General features: G+C 44.4%; 24 protein-coding genes. 22 read left to right on the top strand and 2 right to left on the bottom strand.

Annotated elements, in window-relative coordinates; all coding sequences use genetic code 11:
* Positions 1–531: 531 nt before the first annotated feature.
* A complete protein-coding gene (locus tag AC50YO_RS21805) occupies positions 532–1260 on the top strand; it encodes a DUF2225 domain-containing protein (RefSeq protein ID WP_494850290.1) in 729 nt (242 codons plus the stop codon).
* Here AC50YO_RS21805 and AC50YO_RS21800 read toward each other — a convergent pair.
* Both AC50YO_RS21800 and AC50YO_RS21795 read right to left on the bottom strand, forming a co-directional pair.
* Entirely contained in the window at positions 1257–1499 is a 243-nt protein-coding gene (locus AC50YO_RS21800; protein WP_494850289.1) for a hypothetical protein, read from the bottom strand. The two genes, AC50YO_RS21805 and AC50YO_RS21800, sit on opposite strands and share 4 nt — an antisense overlap.
* The gene (locus AC50YO_RS21795) at positions 1496–1675 is read right to left on the bottom strand and encodes a YycC family protein (protein ID WP_494850288.1); all 180 of its coding nucleotides are present in this window, start codon (positions 1673–1675) and stop codon (positions 1496–1498) included. The genes AC50YO_RS21800 and AC50YO_RS21795 overlap by 4 nt, the downstream gene beginning before the upstream one ends.
* Before the next feature lie 171 nt (positions 1676–1846).
* On the opposite strand from AC50YO_RS21795, the gene AC50YO_RS21790 reads away from it, so the two are divergent.
* The 21 genes from AC50YO_RS21790 (at position 1847) to AC50YO_RS21690 (ending at position 23973) form a co-directional block, all read left to right on the top strand.
* Positions 1847–3634, top strand: coding sequence for a M3 family oligoendopeptidase (locus tag AC50YO_RS21790; protein ID WP_494850287.1), 1788 nt, complete (start codon positions 1847–1849; stop codon positions 3632–3634).
* A 166-nt stretch (positions 3635–3800) separates the two neighbouring features.
* Positions 3801–4460: a CBS domain-containing protein gene (locus tag AC50YO_RS21785; protein ID WP_494850286.1), complete on the top strand. Its 660-nt coding sequence runs from the start codon at positions 3801–3803 to the stop codon at positions 4458–4460.
* Between the two features lie 7 nt (positions 4461–4467).
* On the top strand, positions 4468–5274 hold the full coding sequence (locus AC50YO_RS21780) for a pyruvate, water dikinase regulatory protein (protein WP_494850285.1): 807 nt from the start codon (positions 4468–4470) through the stop codon (positions 5272–5274).
* Positions 5275–5339: 65 nt separating this feature from the next.
* On the top strand, positions 5340–6305 hold the full coding sequence (gene glpX, locus AC50YO_RS21775) for a class II fructose-bisphosphatase (RefSeq protein ID WP_494850374.1): 966 nt from the start codon (positions 5340–5342) through the stop codon (positions 6303–6305).
* A gap of 23 nt (positions 6306–6328) precedes the next feature.
* Entirely contained in the window at positions 6329–6727 is a 399-nt protein-coding gene (ndk, locus tag AC50YO_RS21770) for a nucleoside-diphosphate kinase (protein WP_494850284.1), read from the top strand.
* Between the two features lie 283 nt (positions 6728–7010).
* On the top strand, positions 7011–7766 hold the full coding sequence (locus AC50YO_RS21765) for a YveK family protein (RefSeq protein ID WP_494850283.1): 756 nt from the start codon (positions 7011–7013) through the stop codon (positions 7764–7766).
* On the top strand, positions 7747–8409 hold the full coding sequence (locus AC50YO_RS21760) for a CpsD/CapB family tyrosine-protein kinase (RefSeq protein ID WP_494850282.1): 663 nt from the start codon (positions 7747–7749) through the stop codon (positions 8407–8409). The genes AC50YO_RS21765 and AC50YO_RS21760 overlap by 20 nt, the downstream gene beginning before the upstream one ends.
* Before the next feature lie 242 nt (positions 8410–8651).
* Positions 8652–9539: a UTP--glucose-1-phosphate uridylyltransferase GalU gene (gene galU, locus AC50YO_RS21755; protein WP_494850281.1), complete on the top strand. Its 888-nt coding sequence runs from the start codon at positions 8652–8654 to the stop codon at positions 9537–9539.
* A 16-nt stretch (positions 9540–9555) separates the two neighbouring features.
* Positions 9556–10245, top strand: coding sequence for a sugar transferase (locus AC50YO_RS21750; protein WP_494850280.1), 690 nt, complete (start codon positions 9556–9558; stop codon positions 10243–10245).
* A 23-nt stretch (positions 10246–10268) separates the two neighbouring features.
* Positions 10269–11207: a GDP-L-fucose synthase family protein gene (locus AC50YO_RS21745; protein ID WP_494850279.1), complete on the top strand. Its 939-nt coding sequence runs from the start codon at positions 10269–10271 to the stop codon at positions 11205–11207.
* Positions 11208–11233: 26 nt separating this feature from the next.
* Complete coding sequence (gene gmd / locus AC50YO_RS21740; protein ID WP_494850278.1) at positions 11234–12223, top strand: GDP-mannose 4,6-dehydratase; 990 nt, start codon at positions 11234–11236, stop codon at positions 12221–12223.
* Positions 12224–12295: 72 nt separating this feature from the next.
* Positions 12296–13564: a hypothetical protein gene (locus AC50YO_RS21735; protein WP_494850277.1), complete on the top strand. Its 1269-nt coding sequence runs from the start codon at positions 12296–12298 to the stop codon at positions 13562–13564.
* On the top strand, positions 13533–14963 hold the full coding sequence (locus tag AC50YO_RS21730; protein ID WP_494850276.1) for an oligosaccharide flippase family protein: 1431 nt from the start codon (positions 13533–13535) through the stop codon (positions 14961–14963). Before AC50YO_RS21735 ends, AC50YO_RS21730 begins: the two co-directional genes overlap by 32 nt.
* A 24-nt stretch (positions 14964–14987) precedes the next feature.
* Entirely contained in the window at positions 14988–16211 is a 1224-nt protein-coding gene (locus AC50YO_RS21725) for an O-antigen ligase family protein (protein ID WP_494850275.1), read from the top strand.
* Positions 16204–17340, top strand: coding sequence for a glycosyltransferase family 4 protein (locus AC50YO_RS21720; RefSeq protein WP_494850274.1), 1137 nt, complete (start codon positions 16204–16206; stop codon positions 17338–17340). The genes AC50YO_RS21725 and AC50YO_RS21720 overlap by 8 nt, the downstream gene beginning before the upstream one ends.
* Before the next feature lie 3 nt (positions 17341–17343).
* Positions 17344–18486: a glycosyltransferase family 4 protein gene (locus AC50YO_RS21715; RefSeq protein WP_494850273.1), complete on the top strand. Its 1143-nt coding sequence runs from the start codon at positions 17344–17346 to the stop codon at positions 18484–18486.
* Entirely contained in the window at positions 18483–19049 is a 567-nt protein-coding gene (locus tag AC50YO_RS21710) for a putative colanic acid biosynthesis acetyltransferase (protein WP_494850272.1), read from the top strand. Before AC50YO_RS21715 ends, AC50YO_RS21710 begins: the two co-directional genes overlap by 4 nt.
* Positions 19046–20281 carry a glycosyltransferase family 4 protein gene (locus AC50YO_RS21705; protein ID WP_494850271.1) on the top strand — a complete coding sequence of 412 codons (1236 nt, stop codon included), beginning with the start codon at positions 19046–19048 and terminating at the stop codon, positions 20279–20281. The genes AC50YO_RS21710 and AC50YO_RS21705 overlap by 4 nt, the downstream gene beginning before the upstream one ends.
* 14 nt (positions 20282–20295) lie before the next feature.
* Positions 20296–21453: an acyltransferase family protein gene (locus AC50YO_RS21700; RefSeq protein ID WP_494850270.1), complete on the top strand. Its 1158-nt coding sequence runs from the start codon at positions 20296–20298 to the stop codon at positions 21451–21453.
* A gap of 31 nt (positions 21454–21484) precedes the next feature.
* On the top strand, positions 21485–22861 hold the full coding sequence (locus tag AC50YO_RS21695) for a sugar phosphate nucleotidyltransferase (RefSeq protein WP_494850269.1): 1377 nt from the start codon (positions 21485–21487) through the stop codon (positions 22859–22861).
* Positions 22862–22998: 137 nt separating this feature from the next.
* Positions 22999–23973 carry a glycosyltransferase family protein gene (locus AC50YO_RS21690; protein WP_494850268.1) on the top strand — a complete coding sequence of 325 codons (975 nt, stop codon included), beginning with the start codon at positions 22999–23001 and terminating at the stop codon, positions 23971–23973.
* Positions 23974–23987 lie beyond the last annotated feature (14 nt).

Genomic DNA, 23987 nt, shown 5'->3' with positions numbered 1-23987 from the left:
CAAGTTTTGCGAAGCAAAACTACTTCGAAAGCATGGGCCTTAAGTTTTGCGAAGCAAAACTACTTCGAAAGCCTAGGTATATAGACTGAGAAATGATGCTTGTACAGCCCTTGATTCATTATATGAAGGCGGGCAAGCATCCATCACAAGAAGTAAAAAATATGCTTTTAAATTTTTTAAGAAAACGCTTGCAAAACTTCTGGACGTGGCAATTTTTTATGGTACAATAATAGTACCTTTGAAGGCTGGGAGTGATATGAATGAGCTATATCGCTGGCATACTCGTCTGTGCTTTTGTTTATGTCATTCGAGAATCTCTGACTGCACCAGGAGAAGAGGATTACGAAAGTTAAATAGCATGTCTACAGAATAACAATCCCGCATTGGTCGACAATGCGGGTCTTTTTTTTCTATAATTTCAATAGAAATAATTCTAAATACCTACAAATAGAGGCTCCTTTTGACGATAAATAGGAGTATAGACCTCCATTCTTTGTGGTTGGACTATAGGAGAATAGGAGATGTGACGCTATGGACCCACTTTATCAGACTAAAATACAATGTATTTGCTGTGAGAGCAGCTTTATGACATCGCGCGTTCGTCCTAGCTTCAAGAAAGCGATGACGACGGATACTGATTTTTGCGGATATTATAAAAATAATGTGAATCCTGATTACTATGTGGCACGGATATGTCCTAGCTGTGGGTTCGCATCAACGGAGAATGGAATAGAACGTTTGAATGATCGTCAGAGGAAAGCGTACTTAGATGAAATCGGCGGTCGCTGGATTAGTAGAGATTACGGCGGTGAGCGGAATGCTGCTGAGGCGATGGCGACGTATAAGCTGGCCCTTCTCACAGCACAAGCCATTGGAGAGAAGCAACGTGTAATCGCGGGTATATTGCATCATATTGCTTGGTTATACCGCTATGAGCAAGCGAAGGCAGACGAGCAGCGATTCCTGAGATTCGCCTTGCAAGCCTATATAAAGGTCTATGAAGGAGAAGGCTCAGAGCTGAACAATGCGAAGCTTATGTATATAATCGGCGAGCTGAATCGGCGAACTGGACAATTGAATGAGGCTGTGAAGTGGTTCTCGCGTATCGTGAATGACAAGCGTATTATGGATGCGGCTATGATTCGTGCAAGCCGCGAGCAGTGGCAGCTGATTCGTGAGGAAATGACCACCGGAACGAAGGGGAATCCCGGCGGTGAATTGACGCAAGAGGATCGTAGCCCTGTTGAGACGACGGCTTAACGGGAAAATTTGCGAAGCTGCTCATCTGCTAACATATAATCAGGGTCCATATCAATAATTGTTACTTTACTGTGACAGCATGGGAAAACAAGAAGCTTCTTTTTTCCATGCTGGATTTCATTAATTTCCTTAATGCGCAGCGGTATGAGTACATTATCCGCATTACAGAAGGGACAGCTTGGGACATATACATCATTCATGATTTTATCGTAAGGCCAGGTATTCTCGAAAGGAATCATGAGGAAGTGTCTCCAGAGACAGGCTTGTCCGCTGCTTCAGCCTCTGCTTTTGCAAGCTCGGCTAGTTTTTGCAATAAAATATGGCGAGGCATATGCATCAAATGCTCAATAGGTACTCCAAGCTGCTTAGAGAGTTTGATAGCTGTATCGGGTGATATTTGTAATGGTCTGGACATATGGTGTAATTCCTCCAATCTGGATATAATTAAGTTATACACCGCTGATAGAGATTGCGCAAATAAAAACGCGGATCTGTACGGCGGTGTTTTTCGTACGAGCATGAGATGTTACTTGAATGCCAGCGATTACATCAAGCTGTTCAAGCAAATGGAGAGGAGACGGTAGAAATGACCAATGGACAACATTATCCCCTGCAATGGGATCTGGAGACCTTCTATGAAGGAGGTTCTAGCTCGGCCTCATTTGCACAAGAGCTGAAGGGGATGGAGAGCGACGTGGCGGAGCTGGATCGTCTGCTGTCGACGACTGGAGAAGATCTGCTGCAAGCACTTGATGAAAAGACTGATCTTGTGCAGTCCATTCTTCTGCGCCTTAGAGAATCGGAATCCTTCGTAGGCTGTTTAATGGCGCAGGATATGAGAGATACTGCAGCTAACGGGTTAAATGACCGGGTAAAGACAGTAGCAGCTAAGTTTATTGGCTCACTTACCCGTTATGATAATGAGCTCCGCCAAATAGGGGACAAAGATTGGAAGAAGTGGACTTCACAGGGGACGGCAGCGAACGTTGCTTTTAGCTTGTCTGAGCGCCGTGAGCTCGCGAAAGAAAAGCTTGCTCCTGAATTAGAAGCATTAGTCGGCGATTTGTCCGTGGATGGTTATCATGGCTGGGCCGATCTGTATAATCTCATTGTGTCCAAAGCAAAGTTTGTCATAAGCGGCGAAGATGGGAAGAGCAAGACACTGTCGGCAGGCCAAATGCATAATCGCCTGTCAGATAGCGACCGTTCCGTACGGGAGGCTGCTTTTGTAGAATGGGAAAGAGAATGGGGAGAGCTTGCTGATCTATGCGCAGATACGCTAAACCGCATTGCCGGCTTTCGGTTAAAGCTATATGACAAGCGGGGCTGGCAATCACCGCTTAAGGAGCCGCTCCAGATGAATCGAATGAGCGAGGCGACCTTGAATGCGATGTGGTCTGCCATTGAGGAAGGCAAGCCTGCGCTCATTCAATATATGGAGCGCAAAGCCAAGCTGCTCGGGCTGGAGAAGCTGGATTGGCATGACGTTGGTGCACCAATCGCTTCATCAACGCAGACGATCAGCTTCGATGAGGGAGCGGCCTTTATTATAGAGCAGTTCCGTAAATTCAGCCCAGATCTGGCTGAATTCTCTGAGCAGGCCTTCCGTGAAGGCTGGATTGAAGCTGAGGATCGTCCAGGGAAACGCCCCGGAGGATTCTGTACAGCCTTCCCGAAGACGGGCCAGACGCGAATTTTCATGACTTACTCCGGTACAGCGGACAATGTATCCACCTTGGCGCATGAGCTGGGCCATGCTTATCATCAGCATGTTATGAATGATCTCCCTGCCCTATCCCAAGAATATGCGATGAATGTAGCAGAGACTGCTTCGACATTCGCAGAGCTGATCGTATCGGATTCCGCAATGAAGGCAGCTGCTGACCCTGAGGAAAAGCTGAATTTATTAGAAAATAAAATTCAGAACTCCGTTGCGTTTTTCATGAACATCCATGCGAGATTTCTATTCGAAACTCGTTTTTATGAACAGCGCAGACAAGGGATGGTTACGGTAGAACAACTGAACAGCTTAATGGAAGGCGCACAAAGAGAAGCGTTTAGTGGTACGCTAGGTACTGCGCATCCGTTATTCTGGGCTTCCAAGCTCCATTTTTATTTAACAGATGTACCGTTCTACAACTTCCCGTATACGTTCGGCTATTTGTTCAGTGCGGGCATTTATGCGCGGGCACAGCAAGAAGGACCGGCATTCGCGGACCGCTACGTACAGCTGCTTCGTGATACAGGACGAATGACGGTGGAAGAGCTGGCGCTCAAGCATCTTGGCGTAAAGCTTGATGAAGCTGAGTTTTGGCGTGATGCGGTGGCATTGACGACGGAGGACATTCGGTTGTTCTTAGAAATGACTGAATAGGGCAACAAGCATAGAATTATAAAGCAGGCAGCTTACTCCATAGGGGTAGGCTGCCTTTTTATTGTCACATCTGTATATGTTGTGTATTAAATATATATATGCTATATTATTTTCAGAAATAAACCACTTATATAACGAATATATGCGCTGTATTGAATCGGAGGGAATGATTATTCAGCTATCCAACAGGCAGCTTGAGCTTCTAGATCTCGTTAAGAAGCAAGCCCCTATAACCGGAGAACAGTTAGCCGAAAATCTTGGCGTAAGTCGTCCGACGCTGCGTTCAGATCTTTCGTTGCTTGTCATGCTTGGTCTACTCGATGCGAAACCGAAGGTTGGCTATTTTCTTGGAAGCGCTTACCATAGCGCCGAAAATTCGGGAGCAAGACAGCGCTTCGATAATATAAAGGTTAAGGAAATACAAGGTGTGCCGGTGAATGTCCCTGAGACGTTATCGGTTCATGATGCGGTTATTATGCTGTTTACAGAAAATGCGGACACCCTGCTTATTATTAATGAGCAGAAGAAATTTGTAGGATTGGTTACACCGAAGGATCTGCTTAAAATTACACTTGGCAATCCAGGCACAGCTGCTATTCCGATTAGTCTCGTCATGACGCGCTCTCCCAATATTGTCTCGCTTCATCCTGAAGAATCGGTCTCGGATGCCATTCGCAAGATGATGCTTCATCAGGTAGATTGCTTGCCGGTTATTACACCGAGTGAGGGGAAAAGCCTTGAATCCGAGGTAACCGGATGGGTATCGAAATCGAATATTGTTCGACTGATGTCGGATATCGCAACGGCTGCGGAACTGGGGGAGTAGGGGAATTATGAGTGACACGATGAAGATTATTTATGTATGCTCCGATGCAGTTGGGGAAACGGCAGAAGCGGTTGCCAAGGCAACCTTGCGTCAATTCACATCTGAGCATGTCAAAATTAAAAGATTGGGACATATGAAGACAGAAGATGAGGTCATTCAAGTGGTAGCGGAAGCCTCCCGTACAGGTGGCTTTATCAGCTACACGCTGGTGCAGCCTGAGCTTCGTGAGTTAATGAAGGAAGAGGCATTTCGCCTCGGTGTAAGAGCTGTTGATGTAATGGGCCCGATGATGCAAGCGTATGTAGATACATTCGATAGTTCTCCTAGTCGCAAGCCAGGCCTTTTACATTCTATTGATGATGAATATTACCGCAGAATGGATGCGATTGAATTCGCGGTTAAATATGATGATGGCAAAGACGCGAGAGGATTCGTACAAGCTCAGGTCGTTCTAATCGGCGTCTCCCGGACCTCCAAAACGCCGCTAAGCGTGTTCCTGTCTCACAAGGGCATCAAGACAGCCAATTTGCCGCTTATGCCTGAAGTTAGACCGCCTGCCGAGCTATATCCTGCGCCTGGCAAGCTGATTGTCGGCCTAACGATGCAGCCTGAGCAGCTGCTGGATATTCGTGCTGAACGATTAAAAGTATTGGGACTTCCAGGGTCGGCTCAATATGCTTCTTTGGAGCGTATTATGGAGGAGCTGGATTATGCCTCTAATGTAATGAAGGATTTCAACTGCCCTGTAATAGACGTTACGAATCGAGCAATCGAGGAGACAGCGGGAATCATTATGGAGTGGCTTAACGCATAATCCTCGTTTGGTGGTATGGACATATCCAAATTGGGAAATATAGAGAGTAAGGGGTCTGACCTATGTTGGAACGTGAACTGTCTTTGGAGCTTATACGTGTAACAGAGCTTGCCGCATTAGCGGCTTCCCCTTGGATGGGACGTGGCGATAAGAACAGTGCAGATGGTGCAGCTACTGAAGCGATGCGCAGCATGTTCGATACGGTATCCATTCGTGGCACTGTCGTGATTGGCGAAGGTGAGATGGATGAGGCTCCAATGCTCTATATCGGTGAGCAAGTAGGCAGCATGAGCGGACCTGAGGTGGATGTTGCCGTTGATCCGCTTGAGGGAACGGAAATCGTCGCCAAAGGATTGAATAATGCAATAGCCGTACTTGCTGTAGCAGGCAAAGGCCAATTGCTGCACGCTCCTGATATGTATATGGAGAAGCTGGCAGTTGGGCCCGCTCTGGCAGGCAAGCTTTCCCTGAAGGACCCGATTCGTACGACTTTAGAGAAGGCTGCTCTAGCGCTTGATAAGCCTATATCTGATTTGACCGTTATGATTCTGGATAGGGAGCGGCATGCGTCAATTATTGCAGAGTTAAGAGAAGCAGGTGTGCGCATTAAGTTTTTGTCAGACGGCGATGTGGCTGGAGCGATGGCGCCTTCTTTTCCAGAGGCAGGCATTGATCTGTATGTAGGCTCCGGCGGGGCTCCGGAAGGGGTTCTTGCTGCAGCAGCATTGAAATGCCTGGGCGGTGAAATTCAAGGACGATTAATGCCGGAGAGTGACGAACAGTATGACCGCTGTGTATCTATGGGCTTAACTGATCCTGGGAAAATTCTGTATGTGGATGACATGGTTGGTACCGATGATGTTATATTCGCAGCCACCGGCGTAACTCCGGGTGAATTTCTTGGCGGCGTTCGATATTTGCCTGACCAGCGCGCGGAGACACATTCGATGGTCATGCGTGCAAAAACACGAACGATTCGCTTCATCAAATCCCTTCATTACTTACCGAACAAACAACTATTGCGTAAATAACAGATATGAAAGAGGTAATTAATATGGAACGTACTTTTGTTATGATAAAGCCCGATGGCGTGGAACGTGGATTAATTGGCAATGTGATTTCAAGATTTGAGAGCAAGGGCTTCAAATTGATCAAAGCCAAATTGATTCAGCTGGACAAAGAGCTGGCAGGACGCCATTATGTTGAGCACAAGGATAAGCCGTTTTTCGGAGGACTTGTCGATTTCATTACCTCTGGCCCTTCTTTTGCAATGGTTTGGGAAGCACCAAATGCAGTGAAGAACGCTAGATCATTGATTGGCCAGACCAATCCTGCTGATGCTGCACCTGGAACGATTCGTGGCGACTTCGCTCTTATTCTAGACAGCAATATCATCCATGGCGCTGATTCAGTTGAAAGTGCGGAACGCGAAAGCCAATTGTATTTCCAATAGAAAGCTAACTTAATAGAGAAGATTTGAGAACCACGCTAAGCAGTTATTCTACTGTTTGGCGTGGTTCTTTACGTTGTCTTCATATCGGGTAGTTTTGCAACGTTATGTAGCAATTTTATGAAAATGAATGAAAAGACTATTGACATGTTACGTTTTGTATCGTAAAGTTAGACAAAAGGAATACATATTGTATCAATAATTGCACTTGTCCAACTACATCTAGGAAGTTGAAAATCTGCAAATAAGTATCGACAATCATGCATGTATTACAGGAGGTATTACAGTGGAGCTTAAGCAGTATTTAAAAATAGTCAAAAAAAAGCTATGGCTTGTTCTAACGATTGTTGTTATTGCCTGTCTGGCAGCTGCCGTAAAAAGTTACTTCTATACAACTCCAGTCTATGTCGCTCAGGCCAAATTAATCGTTAACCAATCCGCAGAACAAGCAGGCATGCAGATGGCAAGCCCCAGCTTAATGCAATCGAGCCTCATATTCATTAATTCCTACAAAGAAATTATTAAATCTACTGCGATTATGAGTAAGGTAGCCGAACGATATCCAGAGCTGGACCTAACCCCAGAGCGAATGTCCAATACGATTTCGGTTACATCAGCGAAGGACTCTCAAGTAATGAACCTCACCTACGAAGATACCTCGTACAAAAGAGCTGCTGATGTAGTGAATGCAGTATCAGCAGTATTCAAGGAACAAATTCCACAAATTATGAGCATTGATAATGTAACGATATTGGATAAAGCGAATCCTGACCGCAATGCTGCTCCTATCAATATGAATCCCGTATTAATGATAGCCATTAGTCTAATTGTCTCTCTTATGTTGTCTATTGGACTCGTATTTCTACTTGATTATCTCGACGATACGATTAAATCAGAAGAAGAGCTCGATCTTATTCTGGGTGTTCCCGTGTTAGCGGTAGTAACCAAGATAGGCAAGGAAGACAGGCGTTCTTCAAGGAAAGGGAATACTCCACATACACGAGAAGCGGGTGAAAATAAATATGCGACGCTCAATCAATGATCACAATCTGATTGCTCTCTCGAATCCGCAATCTCCGATTTCGGAAGTCTATCGATCACTTCGTACGAATATTCAATTCTCATCATTAGAAGAACGGCTGCAGGTCATTATGGTCGTATCTACCAGGCCTAATGAAGGAAAAACAACGACAGTCAGCAATCTTGCTGTTACCTATGCCCAAGAAGGAAAAAAAGTATTGCTAATCGATGCAGATCTTAGACGGCCTTTCTTGCACAAAGTATTCTCGCTGTCGAATCATGCAGGCTTAAGTAAAATTCTGCTCGATGAAGGCGACGTTGATGCCAGTATTCAAAAAACGATGGTGGAGCATTTGCATCTACTGGCAGCCGGTCCAGTTGTATTGAATCCATCGGAGCTTCTTGCTTCAGATCGAATGAAATCCCTTATTAGAGAGCTGCGTTTCAAGTATGACATGATTCTGATTGACACGCCTCCTGCCTTAGCTGTGAGCGACAGTCTGGTCATTAGTACGTTTTGTGATGGGGTTATTCCTGTTGTAATAGCTGGCAAGGTAAAGAAGGATGATGTGTTAAAAATGAAAGCTAATTTGGAGCATGTGAATGCGCGTGTTATCGGATGTGTTTTTAATAAGACGGACCGAAGAGAGACGATTAAGCTCTAAGCGGAACAAACTCATAAATCATCTGTTGGTAATGTCTACTGTACCACTATCACTGTAGACACTCGGTCATACTGTGGGTCGATCGACCTTAGACATTATTGTCGAGGGTATGGCGTGAGGCGGGGTTAAATGCCCCTTTTTTTAAAAATGCTGGTTATGTTTTTTGGAATGAAAAAAATATAACCAGCATTTTTAATAGCAAGAGCCACCTAGATAAAAATAATAAGGATAGGGTGATCATATTGACAAAGGTAAAAAAAGCAATCATTCCAGCCGCTGGTCTAGGTACCCGTTTCTTGCCAGCAACAAAGGCAATGCCCAAGGAAATGCTTCCGATCGTAGATAAACCCACCATTCAATACATAGTGGAAGAAGCGATCGAGTCGGGTATTGAAGACATTATTATCGTTACGGGCAAAGGAAAAAGGGCCATTGAGGATCATTTTGACCATGCGTTTGAATTAGAAAATAATCTGCTGAGCAAAGGCAAATTCGATCTTCTGGATGAGGTGAGACGTTCCTCTAACGTTGATATTCATTACATTAGACAAAAAGAAGCGAGAGGCTTGGGGCATGCCGTATGGTGTGCTCGCAATTTCATTGGCAATGAACCGTTCGCGGTATTGCTCGGGGATGATATTGTGCAAGCGGATATTCCGTGTGTGAAGCAATTAGCGCAGCAATTCGAGCTAACTGGCCGATCAGTAATTGGCGTGCAAAGTGTACCGGCAAGCCAGACGCATCGCTATGGAATCGTAGATGTCTTGGAGAAATATGATCGCTTGTATAAAGTAAGGCAATTTGTGGAGAAGCCTCCAAAGGGAGAGGCGCCATCGAATTTAGCTATCATGGGCAGATATATTCTTACGCCAGAAATATTTGGCTATTTGGAGAATCAATCTGAAGGGGCAGGAGGGGAGATTCAATTAACCGATGCAATACAGCGGTTGAATGAGAATGAGGGCGTGTACGCTTATGATTTTCAAGGCACAAGGTATGACGTTGGGGAGAAGCTGGGTTTTATAACGACCACTGTAGATTTTGCACTTCGTAATGAGGAGCTGCGCACATCTTTGCTAATCGCACTAGAAGATATTCTTGAACGTGAGCGTTCTAATAAGATTCTTTAGTAAGAGGTGAATAAAGATGTCCCCGATTTCACGAAGAAACGAAGCAGAGACTATGCTCAAAGGTGGGGTATATGCTGGCTATGAACGCAGAAAAGCACTTCGGCTGTACTTGATGGTTAAGCGCGCTGTGGACATAGTAGGGGCGATGTTTGGCGTTGTTCTGCTTTCTCCTTTACTGCTTATTGTTGCTTTAATTATCAAAGTAGAGGACCCGAGAGGATCTGTGTTCTTCTACCAAACGAGAGTAGGGCGCAATGGAAGAAGCTTTAAAATGTATAAATATCGTTCCATGGTATCGAATGCAGAAGAGCTGCTTGAAGGATTGCTGGAACAAAATGAAATTGAAGGCGCCATGTTCAAGATGAAAGAGGACCCCAGAATTACTAGAATAGGGAAACTGATCCGCAGGACGAGTATTGATGAGCTGCCGCAGCTATGGAATGTCATACGCGGGGATATGTCGTTGGTGGGTCCTCGTCCGCCGCTGCCTAGAGAAGTCGATCATTATACGAACTATGAGAAGCTGCGTTTGAGAGTTACGCCAGGCTGTACAGGTCTATGGCAAGTCAGCGGGAGAAATGATCTTAGCTTTCATGAAATGGTGGAATTGGACTTGGAATATATAGCACAACGAAGTCTTCTATTTGATATCAAAATTATTCTGCTCACGATAAAAATGCTGTTCGGAGCAAAAGGCGCCTACTAATTCGATAGGAGTTGAAAAGGAGTATGAACCATAGTTCCAAAATATATGTTGCAGGGCATAGAGGCTTGGTAGGTTCCGCTATCGTCAGACAATTACAGCGGGAAGGGTTCAATAATCTGGTTCTCCGAACAAGCTCAGAGCTTGATCTGCGGGATAAAGAGCAGGTGGAGCAGTTTTTTCAGGAAGAGATGATAGATTATGTTTTCTTGGCTGCCGCAAAAGTAGGCGGAATCGCAGCTAACAATGATTATCCAGCGGATTTCATCCGAGATAATCTATTGATTCAAACGAATGTCATTGATGCTGCCTATGAAGCTAAGGTCGAAAAGTTACTATTTCTGGGTTCTACCTGTATTTACCCGAAATTTGCAGAGCAGCCATTAAAAGAGGAATATTTGCTTACTGGACAGCTTGAGCCAACGAATGCGCCGTATGCAATCGCTAAAATTGCCGGTATTACGATGTGCCAATCTTATAATCGGCAATATGGAACAAAGTTTATCTCGGCCATGCCAACCAATATGTATGGGCCTAATGATAATTTTGACTTGCATACGTCACATGTTCTTCCGGCACTTATTCGTAAATTCCACGAAGCCAAGCAAGCCGGTTCAGAGAGTGTAGAGGTCTGGGGTTCCGGCACGCCAAGGAGAGAATTTCTTCATTCGGATGATTTGGCAGCCGCTTGTGTATTCCTTATGAAGCATTACGAAGGTGATGAAATTGTCAATGTCGGCGTAGGAGAGGACATCTCGATCAAGGAATTGGCAGAGCTTGTTCAAAGAACAGTTGGCTATGAGGGAACAATTAGGTTTAATGCTTCTGTGGCAGACGGTACGCCAAGAAAGCTAGTTGATGTGACTAAAATAAATGGATTAGGCTGGAAAGCGGTCATTCAACTGGAAGACGGCTTGCGCTCTGTCTATGACGCTTATCAGAAAGAGCAATTAGTAAGACAATAATAGGGTGGATTCCGGAGGTAACGATAATGAAGAGAGCTTTGATAACAGGCGTAACGGGACAGGATGGATCTTATCTGGCAGAGTTTCTGCTGGAGCAGGGATATAAGGTGTATGGGCTCAGAAGAAGGACAAGTACAGCGAATTATGAGAATGTAGCACGTATTAAGAACCAAATTGAGTGGATTTCTGGCGATTTGACGGATCTTGGCTCGCTAATCGAAGCGGTCAAAATAGCTGATCCCGATGAGGTGTATAATTTGGCGGCGCAGTCCTTCGTCGCTGCATCCTGGCCGCAGCCGATGGCAACCGGGCAAATGACGGCATTGGCAGTTACGAATATGCTCGAGGCCGTTCGGCTTATCAAGCCGCAAGCGAAGTTTTATCAAGCCTCCAGCAGTGAAATGTTCGGTAAGGTTGTAGAAACGCCTCAGAAGGAAACAACTCCTTTCTATCCAAGGAGCCCATATGGGGTAGCTAAAGTATACGGCCACTGGATTACGGTCAATTATCGGGAAAGCTTCAACATGTTCGCATGCTCAGGCATATTGTTCAATCACGAATCGCCTAGAAGGGGATTAGAATTCGTTACGCGAAAGGTAACGGATGCAGCGGCTCGTATTAAATTAGGGCTGCAAAAGGAACTGCGAATGGGGAATTTGGATTCCCTGCGGGATTGGGGCTTTGCAGGCGATTATGTTAAAGCGATGTGGCTGATGCTTCAGCAGGACGAAGCAGAGGATTATGTTATTTCTACTGGAGAGATGCATACAGTCAGTGAGCTGTTAGAAGTAGCCTTCACGTATGTCGGCTTGGATTATAAAGATTATGTCATTATTGACTCTGAATTTGTACGTCCAGCAGAGGTTGATTTGCTGCTTGGAGACTGCTCAAAGGCGAAAGAAAAGCTGGGCTGGAAGTTAGAAGTCGGATTTAAAGAGCTGATTCATATGATGGTAGATGAAGACTTGAAACGGGTAAGAGCAGAAGCAGCTTATAATGAACTCGTTGGAGTCTAATCTAATATTGTAGCCTAGAGTGATAGGGAAGCCCCTATCACTCTTTCATTTGGCTAGAAAGCTGGCGTTGAGATGATTCGAATAAAACCTTACATTGCGCAAGCCTCGACCTGTAAAAGCTGTGGTGTCCTAATGGAAAGCGGTCCTATTCTATGGCAAGGCATTCATGTCTGTCTACAATCCAAATGCAAGGCTTGCGGCAACAAATATATAGAAGATCTAGAGGTAGGGCATGCCACCACCTATCCTTATTCCATTGATCTGTCCGATAACAGTCTGCTGGGCGATCAAGCTTCAAGGTCTTGGCTCGGACAGCCATTCCTGCAGTCTATTCTTCAGCCATCCAACGATGGCGAGATACAGCTGAAAGTTGAAATAAGAAAAGCAAGGGAAAGCATCGTCATTATTAATTGCATTGATTTTCTCTATGGTCATGCGCTGCTAAAGCTATTGAATGCAGAGCGTGAGAGAGAGGAAAACCCAGACGTCGGAATTGTTATTCTCATTCAAGAATTCATGAAATGGATGGTGCCGGATTATGCAGCCGAGATATGGTCGGTCAATCTTCCTCTCTCGAAGGCACAGCGTTATTATCCTGAATTGAATGAACAAATAACAGCAGAATGCGCAAGGTTCGAGCAAATTTTTGTTAGCAAAGCCTACTCTCATCCGAGTCATTTCAATATTGAGCAATTCACCAAGATACCTCCCTATCGTATGCAAGAGGAGAATCCGGTACAAATCACCTTCATTTGGCGAGAAGATCGCATATGGATGAATAATCCCTATCTTATAAAAGCAGCCAAAAAGATTAAGGCGATGCGCTTCCTGTTAAAGCCGCTTGTGCTGCTCCAACGGAATAAAGTGGTCAGACTATTCGCCAAAGTAAAAAAAAGGTTGCCAGACGCAGCCTTTGCTGTTGTAGGACTCGGTACGGCTTGTCGCTTTCCAGCATGGATAGATGACCATCGCGTGGAGAAATTCAACCTGTCTGCCGAGATCCAGGCTTGTCAGGTGTATGCATCCAGTAAGGTTATTATTGGTGTGCATGGCTCTAATATGTTAATCCCTTCAGCCCTTGGCGGTATGGTGGTGAATCTTATGCCGTCCGATAAATGGGGCAACTTTGCACAGGATATTTTATTTACGGAAGATAATAGCCGGATGGCTTCTTATCAGTACCGATTTGTGCCATTGGAGACGCATATTCATGTACTCGCAAAAATTATCATTAAGCAAATTGCGGGCTTCAGCCATTATTATGAGCAAATGAATGAAGACATTATGACGATTAGGAATGAACAAAGCGATGAAGAGAGTAATAGAGCTATTGCAAACTAAAGAGCATCCCTTCTGGGTGCTGATTCAGCAAGTGGTGACGAAGCTATTAGTTGGCATAAAGTTTTTAATTATAGCTCGAATATTAGGTCCAGCAGAAATGGGTCTCGTAAGTATCGCCCTTGTCAGCCTGTCCATTGTCGAGCTGCTTACTCAGCTTGGTGTAATGGAAGGAATTATTCAGCGCAAGGAAAGCTTAAATGAACAGCAAAAAAACGCATTATGGACACTTTTATTGGGACGAGGGCTTGGAATCGGGCTCGTGCTGCTAATAGCTGCCCCTTATATTGCGGAGCTGTTCAAGGACTCCAGATCTGTTCCATTACTGATGCTGGCAGCAGGCATTCCTCTGTTCACGAATGCGATTAGCGTAAAGTGGTATGAGCGCATCAGGAACAAGGACTTTAGATCAACGGGAAGTATTCAATTAATTACGGCAGTGTTAGACTTGGCCCTATCCATTGGGCTAGTCATCGCCTTAAACTCACCGATAGGTGTAATTGCCGGGCAATTGATCTCTCAGTTTGTCAAATGTGCAATCACATTCATTTGGTTTAAGGATAGGCCGCGGCTTAACAAAGATATGGGCAGCATTGCAGATATTCGCCAATATGGCAAATGGATTTGGGCCAATAGCATCTCGACGTTAGTTCTTTACCAATTCGATAAAGTGATAGCCTCCCGATTTCTTGGAACGATGACGCTAGGCTATTATCAAACGTCGCAGAAGCTAACGCAAATGAGCATTAGCGATGCCTCCTATGCCCTGGGGCAATATTATTTCCCAGTATTTTCTAAGTTGAATCGTGACAATCCTAATCAGCTGAAGAATGAATTTCTGAACATGAGCTATCTCGTCTCGATTTTCTCAATCGTAACCTCTGTCTTTATTTATACCAATGCGAATATGGTTATTGAGCTATTGTTAGGCAAAGAATGGCTGGGCTTAGCTCCTTTATTAGGATTTATGCTTATTACTGCGACACTGAGCGCGATTATGAATGTATTCGTAATTTTGCTTCGTGCGGTTGGCAAGCCCCGGATCGTAACTTGGTCCTCCTATGTGCAGCTTGCTGTGTTTCTCCCTGCTGCTTTAATAGGCGTCGTCTATTTCCAAGTGTATGGACTGCTATTCTCAAGCATTGCCGGGACTTTATTAACTACCTGTATTCTAGGCTTCTATGCCTTCAAAGAGCTAAAGGTAAAGCTTCATATAAAGGATATTAAGAAAGCAATTAAGCCTTGTGCCATCATTCTTGCTTTGTTTATTATGCCTTTGATCTTTGGACAAAGGCCTGCCTTCATTCTTTCCTCTCTTCTCTATGCGGGCAATGCGGTCATGCTCGTAAAAATAGTTAAGCAAACAAAGACCATCAAGAAAGAACTGGCTGTCAGTGCATAAAGATTGGAAGTGCAGAGGTGCCAAATGCAAAACAAGGATTTAATAAAGAAGAAGTCTTTGGATTGGGGAATTTTGTTCATTAGCTTACTGCCGGTAACCAATATTATAAAAGGCGGTTCAGGTATTGTTTCTCCGTTACTTGATATCACTTTGATTAGTTATATTTTTTTATACTTTATTTGCTTTTATAGAGTGGTGCTAAAGAATAACTTAATTCATCTGGTTAAGGGAGATTTCATAGCGCTTATATGGAGTGCTCTTGTATTGCTCAGTATTTTATATTCACAATATACTGCGCAGGCCATTGATAAGTCATTGAAATTCATTTTTTTCGGTGTAGGTCTGCTGATTATTTGTAGAATATTGCTGCCTTCAAAAGAAGAGATTGATAAGCTTTTTTCTTATACTTTATATACTTGGTTCGGAGTGGAGATCTATATTCTTTTTGATTTTGTAGCATCCGGGGCGCCCCTGGGAAGATACACCTTCTACAATGTGCATCCTATACCGATTGCCATGACTGGCGCCATGGTGTTATTAATCGTGCTTGTCCGAACGATGCAAAGGAATATGAACAGTATCCTCGGCATTGTGATCATGTCCGTTAGCTTGATGTGTATTTTGATTAGCGCTTCTAGAGGTCCGCTTGTATCCATGTTGGTTGCAATTGTATTCATTCTACCGCTTGTCGTAAGGAGAATGAAGCTAAAGGTTATCGTGACGATTGCCATATCCATTATCTTGCTTTCTCAAATTCCGTCTATTAAGAATCAATATGATTACTTGTTCAACCGCATGGGTAGTTCGATCGGGGAAGAGGATCAATCTACACTGGAGAGATATGATATCCAGCGGTTATATTGGGATTCTTTCTCAGCCAACCCAGCGATGGGAGCGGGAATCAACGGTGTCGCACCGTCGCTAACTTCTCACAATATATTTATTGACGTTATTGGAGAGAATGGAGGAATTTTATTTGTAATGCTTTTATTGATGGTGGGCTTTTTCTTTTTCGATTTTGTGAGGACGATAAAAGCCGGGACGGACTATACCAAGATTATGGTAGTGACCCTGCTGCTATTCGTTCTCGTTAGCTTGCAATTAAGTTGGGATTATTCAGAGAATAAATATCTATTCGTTCTATTAGGAGTATACCTTTCTTATAATCGGATACTTAGAGCGGATCATCAGGTTGAAAGAGACATTCTTGATTTTAAACTATACAGAAGAGGGACTAAGTATGAATAAAGTGCTGCTTCTAACGAATACGATTGCTCCTTACCGGATACCGGTATTGAATAAACTGAATAGTCAATCAGATGTTCAGTTAATGGTGTGGTATTTGGAGGAAAGAGAAAAGAATAGAGAGTGGCAGATCAATCATAGTGAAATCCAATATGCTTACAAGTGCCTGCCTGGTCTGCACGCCTTTATTCAAAAGCTGGATATGGGGGTGCACCTCAATCCGGGTATTTTTCTGCGCCTGATTAAGCATAATCCGGATGTAATCATTACATCAGGGTATGATGCCCTTGGGTATTGGACGGCTCTGTTCTACAGCAAGCTGTTCGGAAAGAAATTCATTGTATGGTGGGGAAGCACGCTGGAGAGCAGCCGTGTACAAAATAAATTGGTGAATAGGGTTCGCCGCTTTTTTTTCAGACTATCGGACTCATTCATCACTTATGGAACAGAATCTGCTGCTTGCTTAGAGCATTACGGGGTCAAGAAAAGCAATATCGTGGTTGGATATAATACGGTGGACATTCGTGCGTTCTATGAAAAGTATACCGCTTATCGCATGCAGCATTCCAAAGACAGCGAAGGTCCAATAAAGCTCCTGTTCGTAGGGCAATTAATCGAGCGCAAGGGAATTGTTCAAATCATTGATGCTTTGAAGCAGGTCGGCAATGAAGCGAAGTGGCAGTTGAAAGTAATCGGTTCGGGTCCTGATGAGCAGAAGCTGAAGGCCTATGTGCAGGAGCAGGGCATTGCCTCGCAAATTCAGTTCGAGGGCTATAAGCAAAAGGAGGAAGTGATTCAATACCTGATTGAATCGGATTGTTTGATCTTTCCTTCCTTAATTGAAGTATGGGGACTGGTTGTTAACGAAGCGCTCAGTACGAATACGTTTGTATTAGCGTCCAAGTATGCAGGAGCGACGAAGGATATTATTGTAGACAAGCAAAATGGCTTGATCATTGATCCCTTGAATTCACAGAACTTGATTGAATCCCTGCAATGGGTCTTCCATAACAAAAGCTATATTCAATCGAACTGGAAAAACAAATTTGGATTATGGAGAAAAATGCATCCGCATTCTTATGCCAAGTCGGTATCCAAGGCGGTTGACCGTGCATTATCTTCGGAGGGTTAAGAGATGAAAAATATATTGTATATTCAGCCTTACGCCAGCCATGTGGGCGGGGTAGATACCGTGCTTCTCCAGCTTGTTCAAGGCCTGGATCAGCGCCAATACAAGGCCTTCGTCGTATTGCCGGCATGGAGCCCATATGTCGAGAAGTATGAAGCAGCCGGAGCAACTGTATTGTTCGCTGTGCTGGCTGTATTCGGCAAGCCTACCGATGTTTTTTATTATTTCAGAAACCTAATCAAATTGTTCCAATCCGTATGGGCCTTGAGGAAGATTGTGAAAAAACATCATATCGAGCTTATTCATTCTCATAAAATGGAGGTAATCGGCGGGAATATCGTAGGCAAGCTAATGCGAATACCGACCTTGCAGACCGTTCATGAGCTGCCGCGAAAGCCTCTAATCGCTTATAAGCTTGTTGGCTATATTGACCATCTATTCAATGATCGTATTATTGTTCTATGTGATAGAAGCAAGGAAATGTTCCGTTGGGGAGCTCGGACCTCCAATAAGTTAATTAAAATCTATAACGGTATTGATGTGAAGCAGCAGCATAATGAGAAAATATCCACGCTTCGCAAGGAGCTGCAGCTGCAAGAGACGGATCGCATCGTCATTACGGTTGCGAGATTGTCGCCTATGAAGGGGATCGAGTATTTATTGCGTGCAGCGAGCTTAATGAAGCAGGACTATCCACATATTCATTTCGTAATTGTGGGCGATGTTGCCTTTGATTCGGAGAGGGCGTATAAAGCTTCGTTGATGGAGACTGCACAGCAAAATCACTTGAACAATGTTCATTTTCTCGGGATGAGAAGAGATGTATCGGAGCTGTTAAGCCAGTCGGACCTATTCGTGCTGCCATCGGTCTATGATATATTCCCAACCGTTATTCTCGAAGCGATGTCGGCTTCCCTCCCTATTGTCGCGACAGATGTGGGAGGAGTTCCAGAGATGCTGAGCGGCAAGAATGGGATTATTGTACCGCCTCAAGATGAAGCAGCCTTGCGGCAGGCTATTATTGATATCTTTGATCTGGACTATAAAACAATGGGCAGTGAAGGCTTGTTTTTGCTCAAAGCAGCCTTTACGCGTGAGAAGTATGTAAAAAGCACGACTGCTGTGTATGAGGAGCTATTGGGTGTATGAAAAATGTTATCCGGTTGGATAAGTATCAACAAACGCATTATTCCCGAGGTCGGAATGGGCTGTATGTCTTGTTATGGTGGTTCATTCAAGGAACGCTGTTCCGCTGTTCCCTGCATAATATGTACCGCTGGAGAAGATGGCTTCTAAGGCAGTTCGGAGCGGATATCGGCAATGGGGTATTGATTCGTTCCACTGCCAAATTTACTTACCCTTGGAAAGTAACAGTTGGGGATCATACGTGGATAGGCGATCATGTGCAGCTGTATAGCTTGGAAGAGATTAAGATAGGCAACCACTGCGTAATCTCTCAAAACTCCTATCTATGCACAGGCAGCCACAAAATTAATGATATAGCCTTTGGCCTCGAAGTACAGCCGATTGTCATTAAGGATGGAGCATGGGTAGCTAGCGATGTCTTTGTGTATCCGGGGGTGACCATTCATGAAATGGCGGTTGCAGCTGCAAGAAGCACGGTTCTAAAAAGCATTCCAGCTAATGAAGTGCATGCTGGTTATCCTGCTGTCTTTTTAAGGAATAGATTCGCGAAAGAGGTCCTGCTATGAAACCGAAAATGGTATTTGTCATTAATTATTTTCATCCCGATTATGAATCTACAGGACAGATTTTGACGGAGCTTTGCCTGTTCCTGCAGCATGACTTCGATATTACGGTCATTGCCGCACAATCTGCTGATTCAGAAAGCAGCGGTGGAAAATCAGCACGGGTAGTACAGGATCATCTGGAGCATATTGCTATTCTTCGCATTAAGCTGCCCAAAGTAAATAAGCTTAATAAATGGAGTAGGCTGCGCTATATAGCTGCCTATTTTTTTTATGCCATTTGGCTGCTCATCAAACAAAAAAAGGTCAGCTTTATTTACACGATCTCTCAGCCTCCTATTCTTGGTGGACTGATCGGAACGATTGGCAAGGCTCTGAAGCGTGCCAAGCATATTTATAATATTCAGGATTTCAATCCCGAGCAGGCCGCGGCCAGCGGCTATATGAAAAATAAGCTCATTCTGAATACTGCGCAGTGGATCGATAAACTGAATTGCAAATACGCTGATCATATCATTACAGTGGGCTACGATATGCAGGAAACATTACTTAAACGCTTCGCTAATCAGAAGGTGACGGCTAACTCCGTTATTAATAATTGGACGAATGAGGAAGAGATTATACCGCTCGCTAAGGATCACCCTAGAGTACGGGAGTTTCGTGCCCGCCATAATTGGAACAATAAATTTGTCGTCATGTATTCAGGCAATCTGGGGCTTTATTATGATCTGGAAAATCTAATCCGGCTGACGAGCCAGTTCAAAGAGGATAAGGATCTGATATTTGCCTTTATTGGCGAGGGGGCTATGAAGAAGAAAATGCAGGAGTATGTGCAGCAAGAGCAGCTGACAAATGTATGCTTCCTCCCCTATCAGCCCAAGGAATATTTGAAATATTCATTGAACGCAGCAGATGTACATTTAGTAGTCAATCAAAAAGGAATCAAGGGTGTCTCTGTCCCAAGTAAAATTTATGGCGTCATGGCAGCCGGCAAAGCGGTTCTGGGCGTGCTGGAAAAAGGCAGCGAGGCTTACCGGCTGATCGAAGAGAGCAGCTGCGGGAACGTTGTTGAGCCTCAGCAATATGCAGAAATCACTAATCAGCTCCTCCTTATGCGCAGCATGGAGCAAGAGGAGCTGATTAAGTATGGGCTTCGAGGCAGAGCCTACTTGGAACAAACGCTGAGAAGAGATATTTCGCTAGGCAAATACCGTGAGCTGTTAAATTCGATATAAAGGCAGGGGTAGGGATGGAAAGGTATCATCAACTGGATGCGTTAAGGGGCATCGCAGCGTTAGTTGTGCTCATGTGCCACAGTGTAGGGTTATTCATGACCTTAACGCCTATCATGAGCTACTCGCCGCTCTATTTAGTGGTGGGGGCTGGGCACGAAGCTGTTATTTTCTTTTTTGTTCTTAGCGGGTTTGTTCTCACGATTCCCTATCAAAGCAAAGGGAGCATGAATTATATCGCTTATTTACTCAAACGTTTTTGCAGAATTTACCTTCCTTTTATCGTTGCTACGGTGCTGGTGCTGGCGGCCTGTTATTGGCTGTTCGAGGGCGGCGTTCTTAATCTTGGAGAATGGCTGAGCAGCAAATGGACGGTTAATGTAACGCCAGCTGTTGTAGGTGAGCAATTGAATTTATTAACTAATCACGAAACCTCGATGTATAACCCTGTTGTATGGTCATTGATTCATGAGATGAGAATATCGATCATTTTCCCATTGTTATTATTGTTCGTATTCAAGTTCAATTGGGTTCAATCTCTTCTGCTGGCAATGGTGCTGTCTGCAATAGGCGCACTGAATGAAGTGTTTTATTTTGAGAGCTCGCTGGGGTATCAAACAACGATGTTTGATTCTATACATTATGCCTCGATGTTCATCATAGGCTCGTTGTTGGCAAAGCATCGTGTAGAGCTTGTTGCCTTAATCAATAAGCAAATCTCGAAGCGAGCTAGAGTGCTGCTTATTGTCATTGCTTTTTTTGCTTATACCTATTCTAGAGTGTTGAATAAAGTGCCGTTTGAATTTATGAGAATGGTAACGGATTGGGGCATTGCTCTAGGGGTTTCCCTTATTATTGTGTTTTCCTTCGCGAATCCGGGCTTTAATAAATTGCTCAAGCGAAGCTTCTTTGCATTTATAGGGAAAATCTCATACAGCCTTTATTTGTATCATGTCTTGATTCTCATTGTAATGGCACATTTGCTGCATGACCTTCTTCCAGGATGGTCGATTGCAGCCTTGTCATTAGTTCCTATATTCGCAGTCTCTTATTTGTGCTGGAGATGGATAGAAGTGCCGTCGATTCGTTTGGGCAAATCATTCGAGAGAGCAATCAGCAAGCTAGGCGATAACGGAATAAAGCAAAAGGCCGGCAGCAACCTAACTAAAACATAAAAATGTGCTTGGCAACGGAGGAGATATAAAGATGAAACTAGTACTGTTATCCGGAGGCTCAGGAAAGAGACTATGGCCGTTATCTAATGATGCGAGATCCAAGCAGTTTCTGAAGGTGCTGGAAAATGACGAGCATGAGCTTTGTTCTATGGTTCAGCGCGTATGGGGACAAATTCAGGCCAATGGATTAGGGGATTCAAGCTATATTGCTACCAGCAAATCTCAGATCGAAATGATGCAGAGCCAGATTGATTGGCAGGTTCCTCTAATCATCGAGCCGGAGAGGCGGGATACATTCGCGGCAATCGCTTTGTCCGCTGCTTATTTCTATTCTCATCTGGGGGTGGGCTTGGAAGAGACGATTGCTATATTGCCTGTAGATCCGTATGTAGAGGGACATTTTTTCGAGGCTATCAAGCAGTTGGATGAGGTATTAAACGAATCGAAGGCAGAGATCGCCCTAATAGGGGTTAAGCCTACTTACCCGTCCTCGAAATATGGTTATATTATTCCTTCTGAGCAAGAGGGGCTGGCATCAGAGCTGGAGTATTTAACGGTCAGCCATTTCCGTGAGAAGCCGACGGAAGAAATCGCAAGTCAGCTAATTGCAGAGAAGGCCTATTGGAATTGCGGCGTATTTGCTTTTAAGCTGGGCTATTTGATTCAGCTATTGGAGCAGAGAGGGCTGCCCATTCAATATGAAGAGCTCTCCAAGCAATATCATACCATGCCGAAAATCAGCTTTGATTATGAGGTTGTTGAGAAAGCAGACCATATTGTTGTACTTCCGTATGATGGGTATTGGAAGGATCTCGGCACCTGGAATACGCTGACGGAACAAATGCATCATACCCAGATCGGCAAGGGCATTATTAGTGATGATTGCGAGAATACGCATCTGATTAATGAAATAGATATTCCAGTATCTATTCTGGGCTTATCCAATATTGTAGTGGCGATAAGCCCAGACGGTATCTTGGTAACGGATAAGAGTGCGAGCCCTAGAATAAAAGATTTTATCGACGCTGATCTGGAGCCGATGTATGAAGAACGCCATTGGGGCTGGATTCGTATTCTGGACGACCAGACTTACGATGATGGCAGATGTGTCGCGACGAAGAGAGTATGTATTCAAACGGGAAAAAACATCAGCTACCGGATGCATTCCGCACGTGAAGAGGTGTGGACGATCGTCAAGGGGAGCGGGGAGTTCGTTCAGAATGGGAACTACATGCTCGTGGGCGCGGGTAACGTGCTGCATCTGCCCATGAAGACGCTGCACAGCATACGTGCTCTAGCCGAGCTGGAGATCATTGTGGTTCAGAGCGGAAGAACGGAAGAACGCAATCAGTTAGTGGAACTGTATCAGACCTGGGAAGAGCTGTCCCAAAATTGTATGAAAGTGTGACAGGGGCGTTGCGGACGATATGTTATTATGTCTCGGATTATGGCTACGGCCATGCAGCCAGGAGCATAGCTATTATTAGAGCTCTTATAGGGCGATATCCAGGGCAATACAAAATTATAATTTGTTCCAATAAAGCGTTGGAATTTATGAGGCTATCGCTCCAAGAGCGATTTGAAGCGCCGCTTTTTTTTAGAGTATGCGCATCTGACTTAGGTTACGTGCTCCAACCAAACTCGATTGAGCCGGATAAGCAGAATTTTAGTGTTCTTTATGAAAAGTATGTGGCTGCAATGCCTTATGAGGTGCAGCGAGAGACGGATTTCTTATGCAGTGAACAGGCTGATGTCGTTATCTCTGATATTTCGCCCATCCCCTTCCTTGCGGCAAAGGCTGCGGGTGTAAGCTCAATTGGGATTTCGAACTTTACATGGTATACAGCCTATCAGCCTTTTCTAAAGGAACAAGCGCTGGAGCCCCTGCGGCAGGCTTATCTGCAAATGGATTATTTTATTCGTCTATCAGGGGCAAGAGAGCCGCAATGGACAAGTGAGCATGCACTTGCAAGCGTTGGATTTTTTTGCCGAGAACCGGATCAGGCAGAATGCGAAGCCATCAAGGAACGCTATAATGCGGATCGGAGCAAACAAATCATTTATTTTGGTCTAGGCATGAGCATTCAAGCCGAGCATCTGGATGGACTAAAGATGTGGCAGGATGACTCCTGCCTTTTTGTTGTGTCCAGCAATATGAATATTCAAGGTTCGAATATTATTGCTATCCCTCCTGATTATACGGAAACGCAAAATTTCATAGCGGCATCTGATGTAATCATTTCGAAGCCGGGGTGGGCAACGGTCGCGGAGGCCGTTATAAGCGATAAGCCGCTAGTCTTGCTGAAAAGGAAATTTATGCAGGAGGACTGCAATACAGTGCAGGCCATTGCTGGCAGGATGGGCAGTAGAATACGGCAAGTTGCATGGGAGGAGCTCCAAGATTTCTTAATAGATCCGAGCCTCTTAGAAAGCCCTTATTCCAGCAAGGATGTCTCTATTCCGAGCAATGAAGCGAATAGCGATCGAATTATTGCTTTTATTCATAACGTTTGTAGGTAGCGAGAGGAGTGACT

It is taken from the genome of Paenibacillus sp. J22P59, from assembly GCF_059383895.1.
The sequence above is the reverse complement of the archived record's forward strand: the minus strand, read 5'-3'. Positions and strand labels throughout refer to the sequence as shown.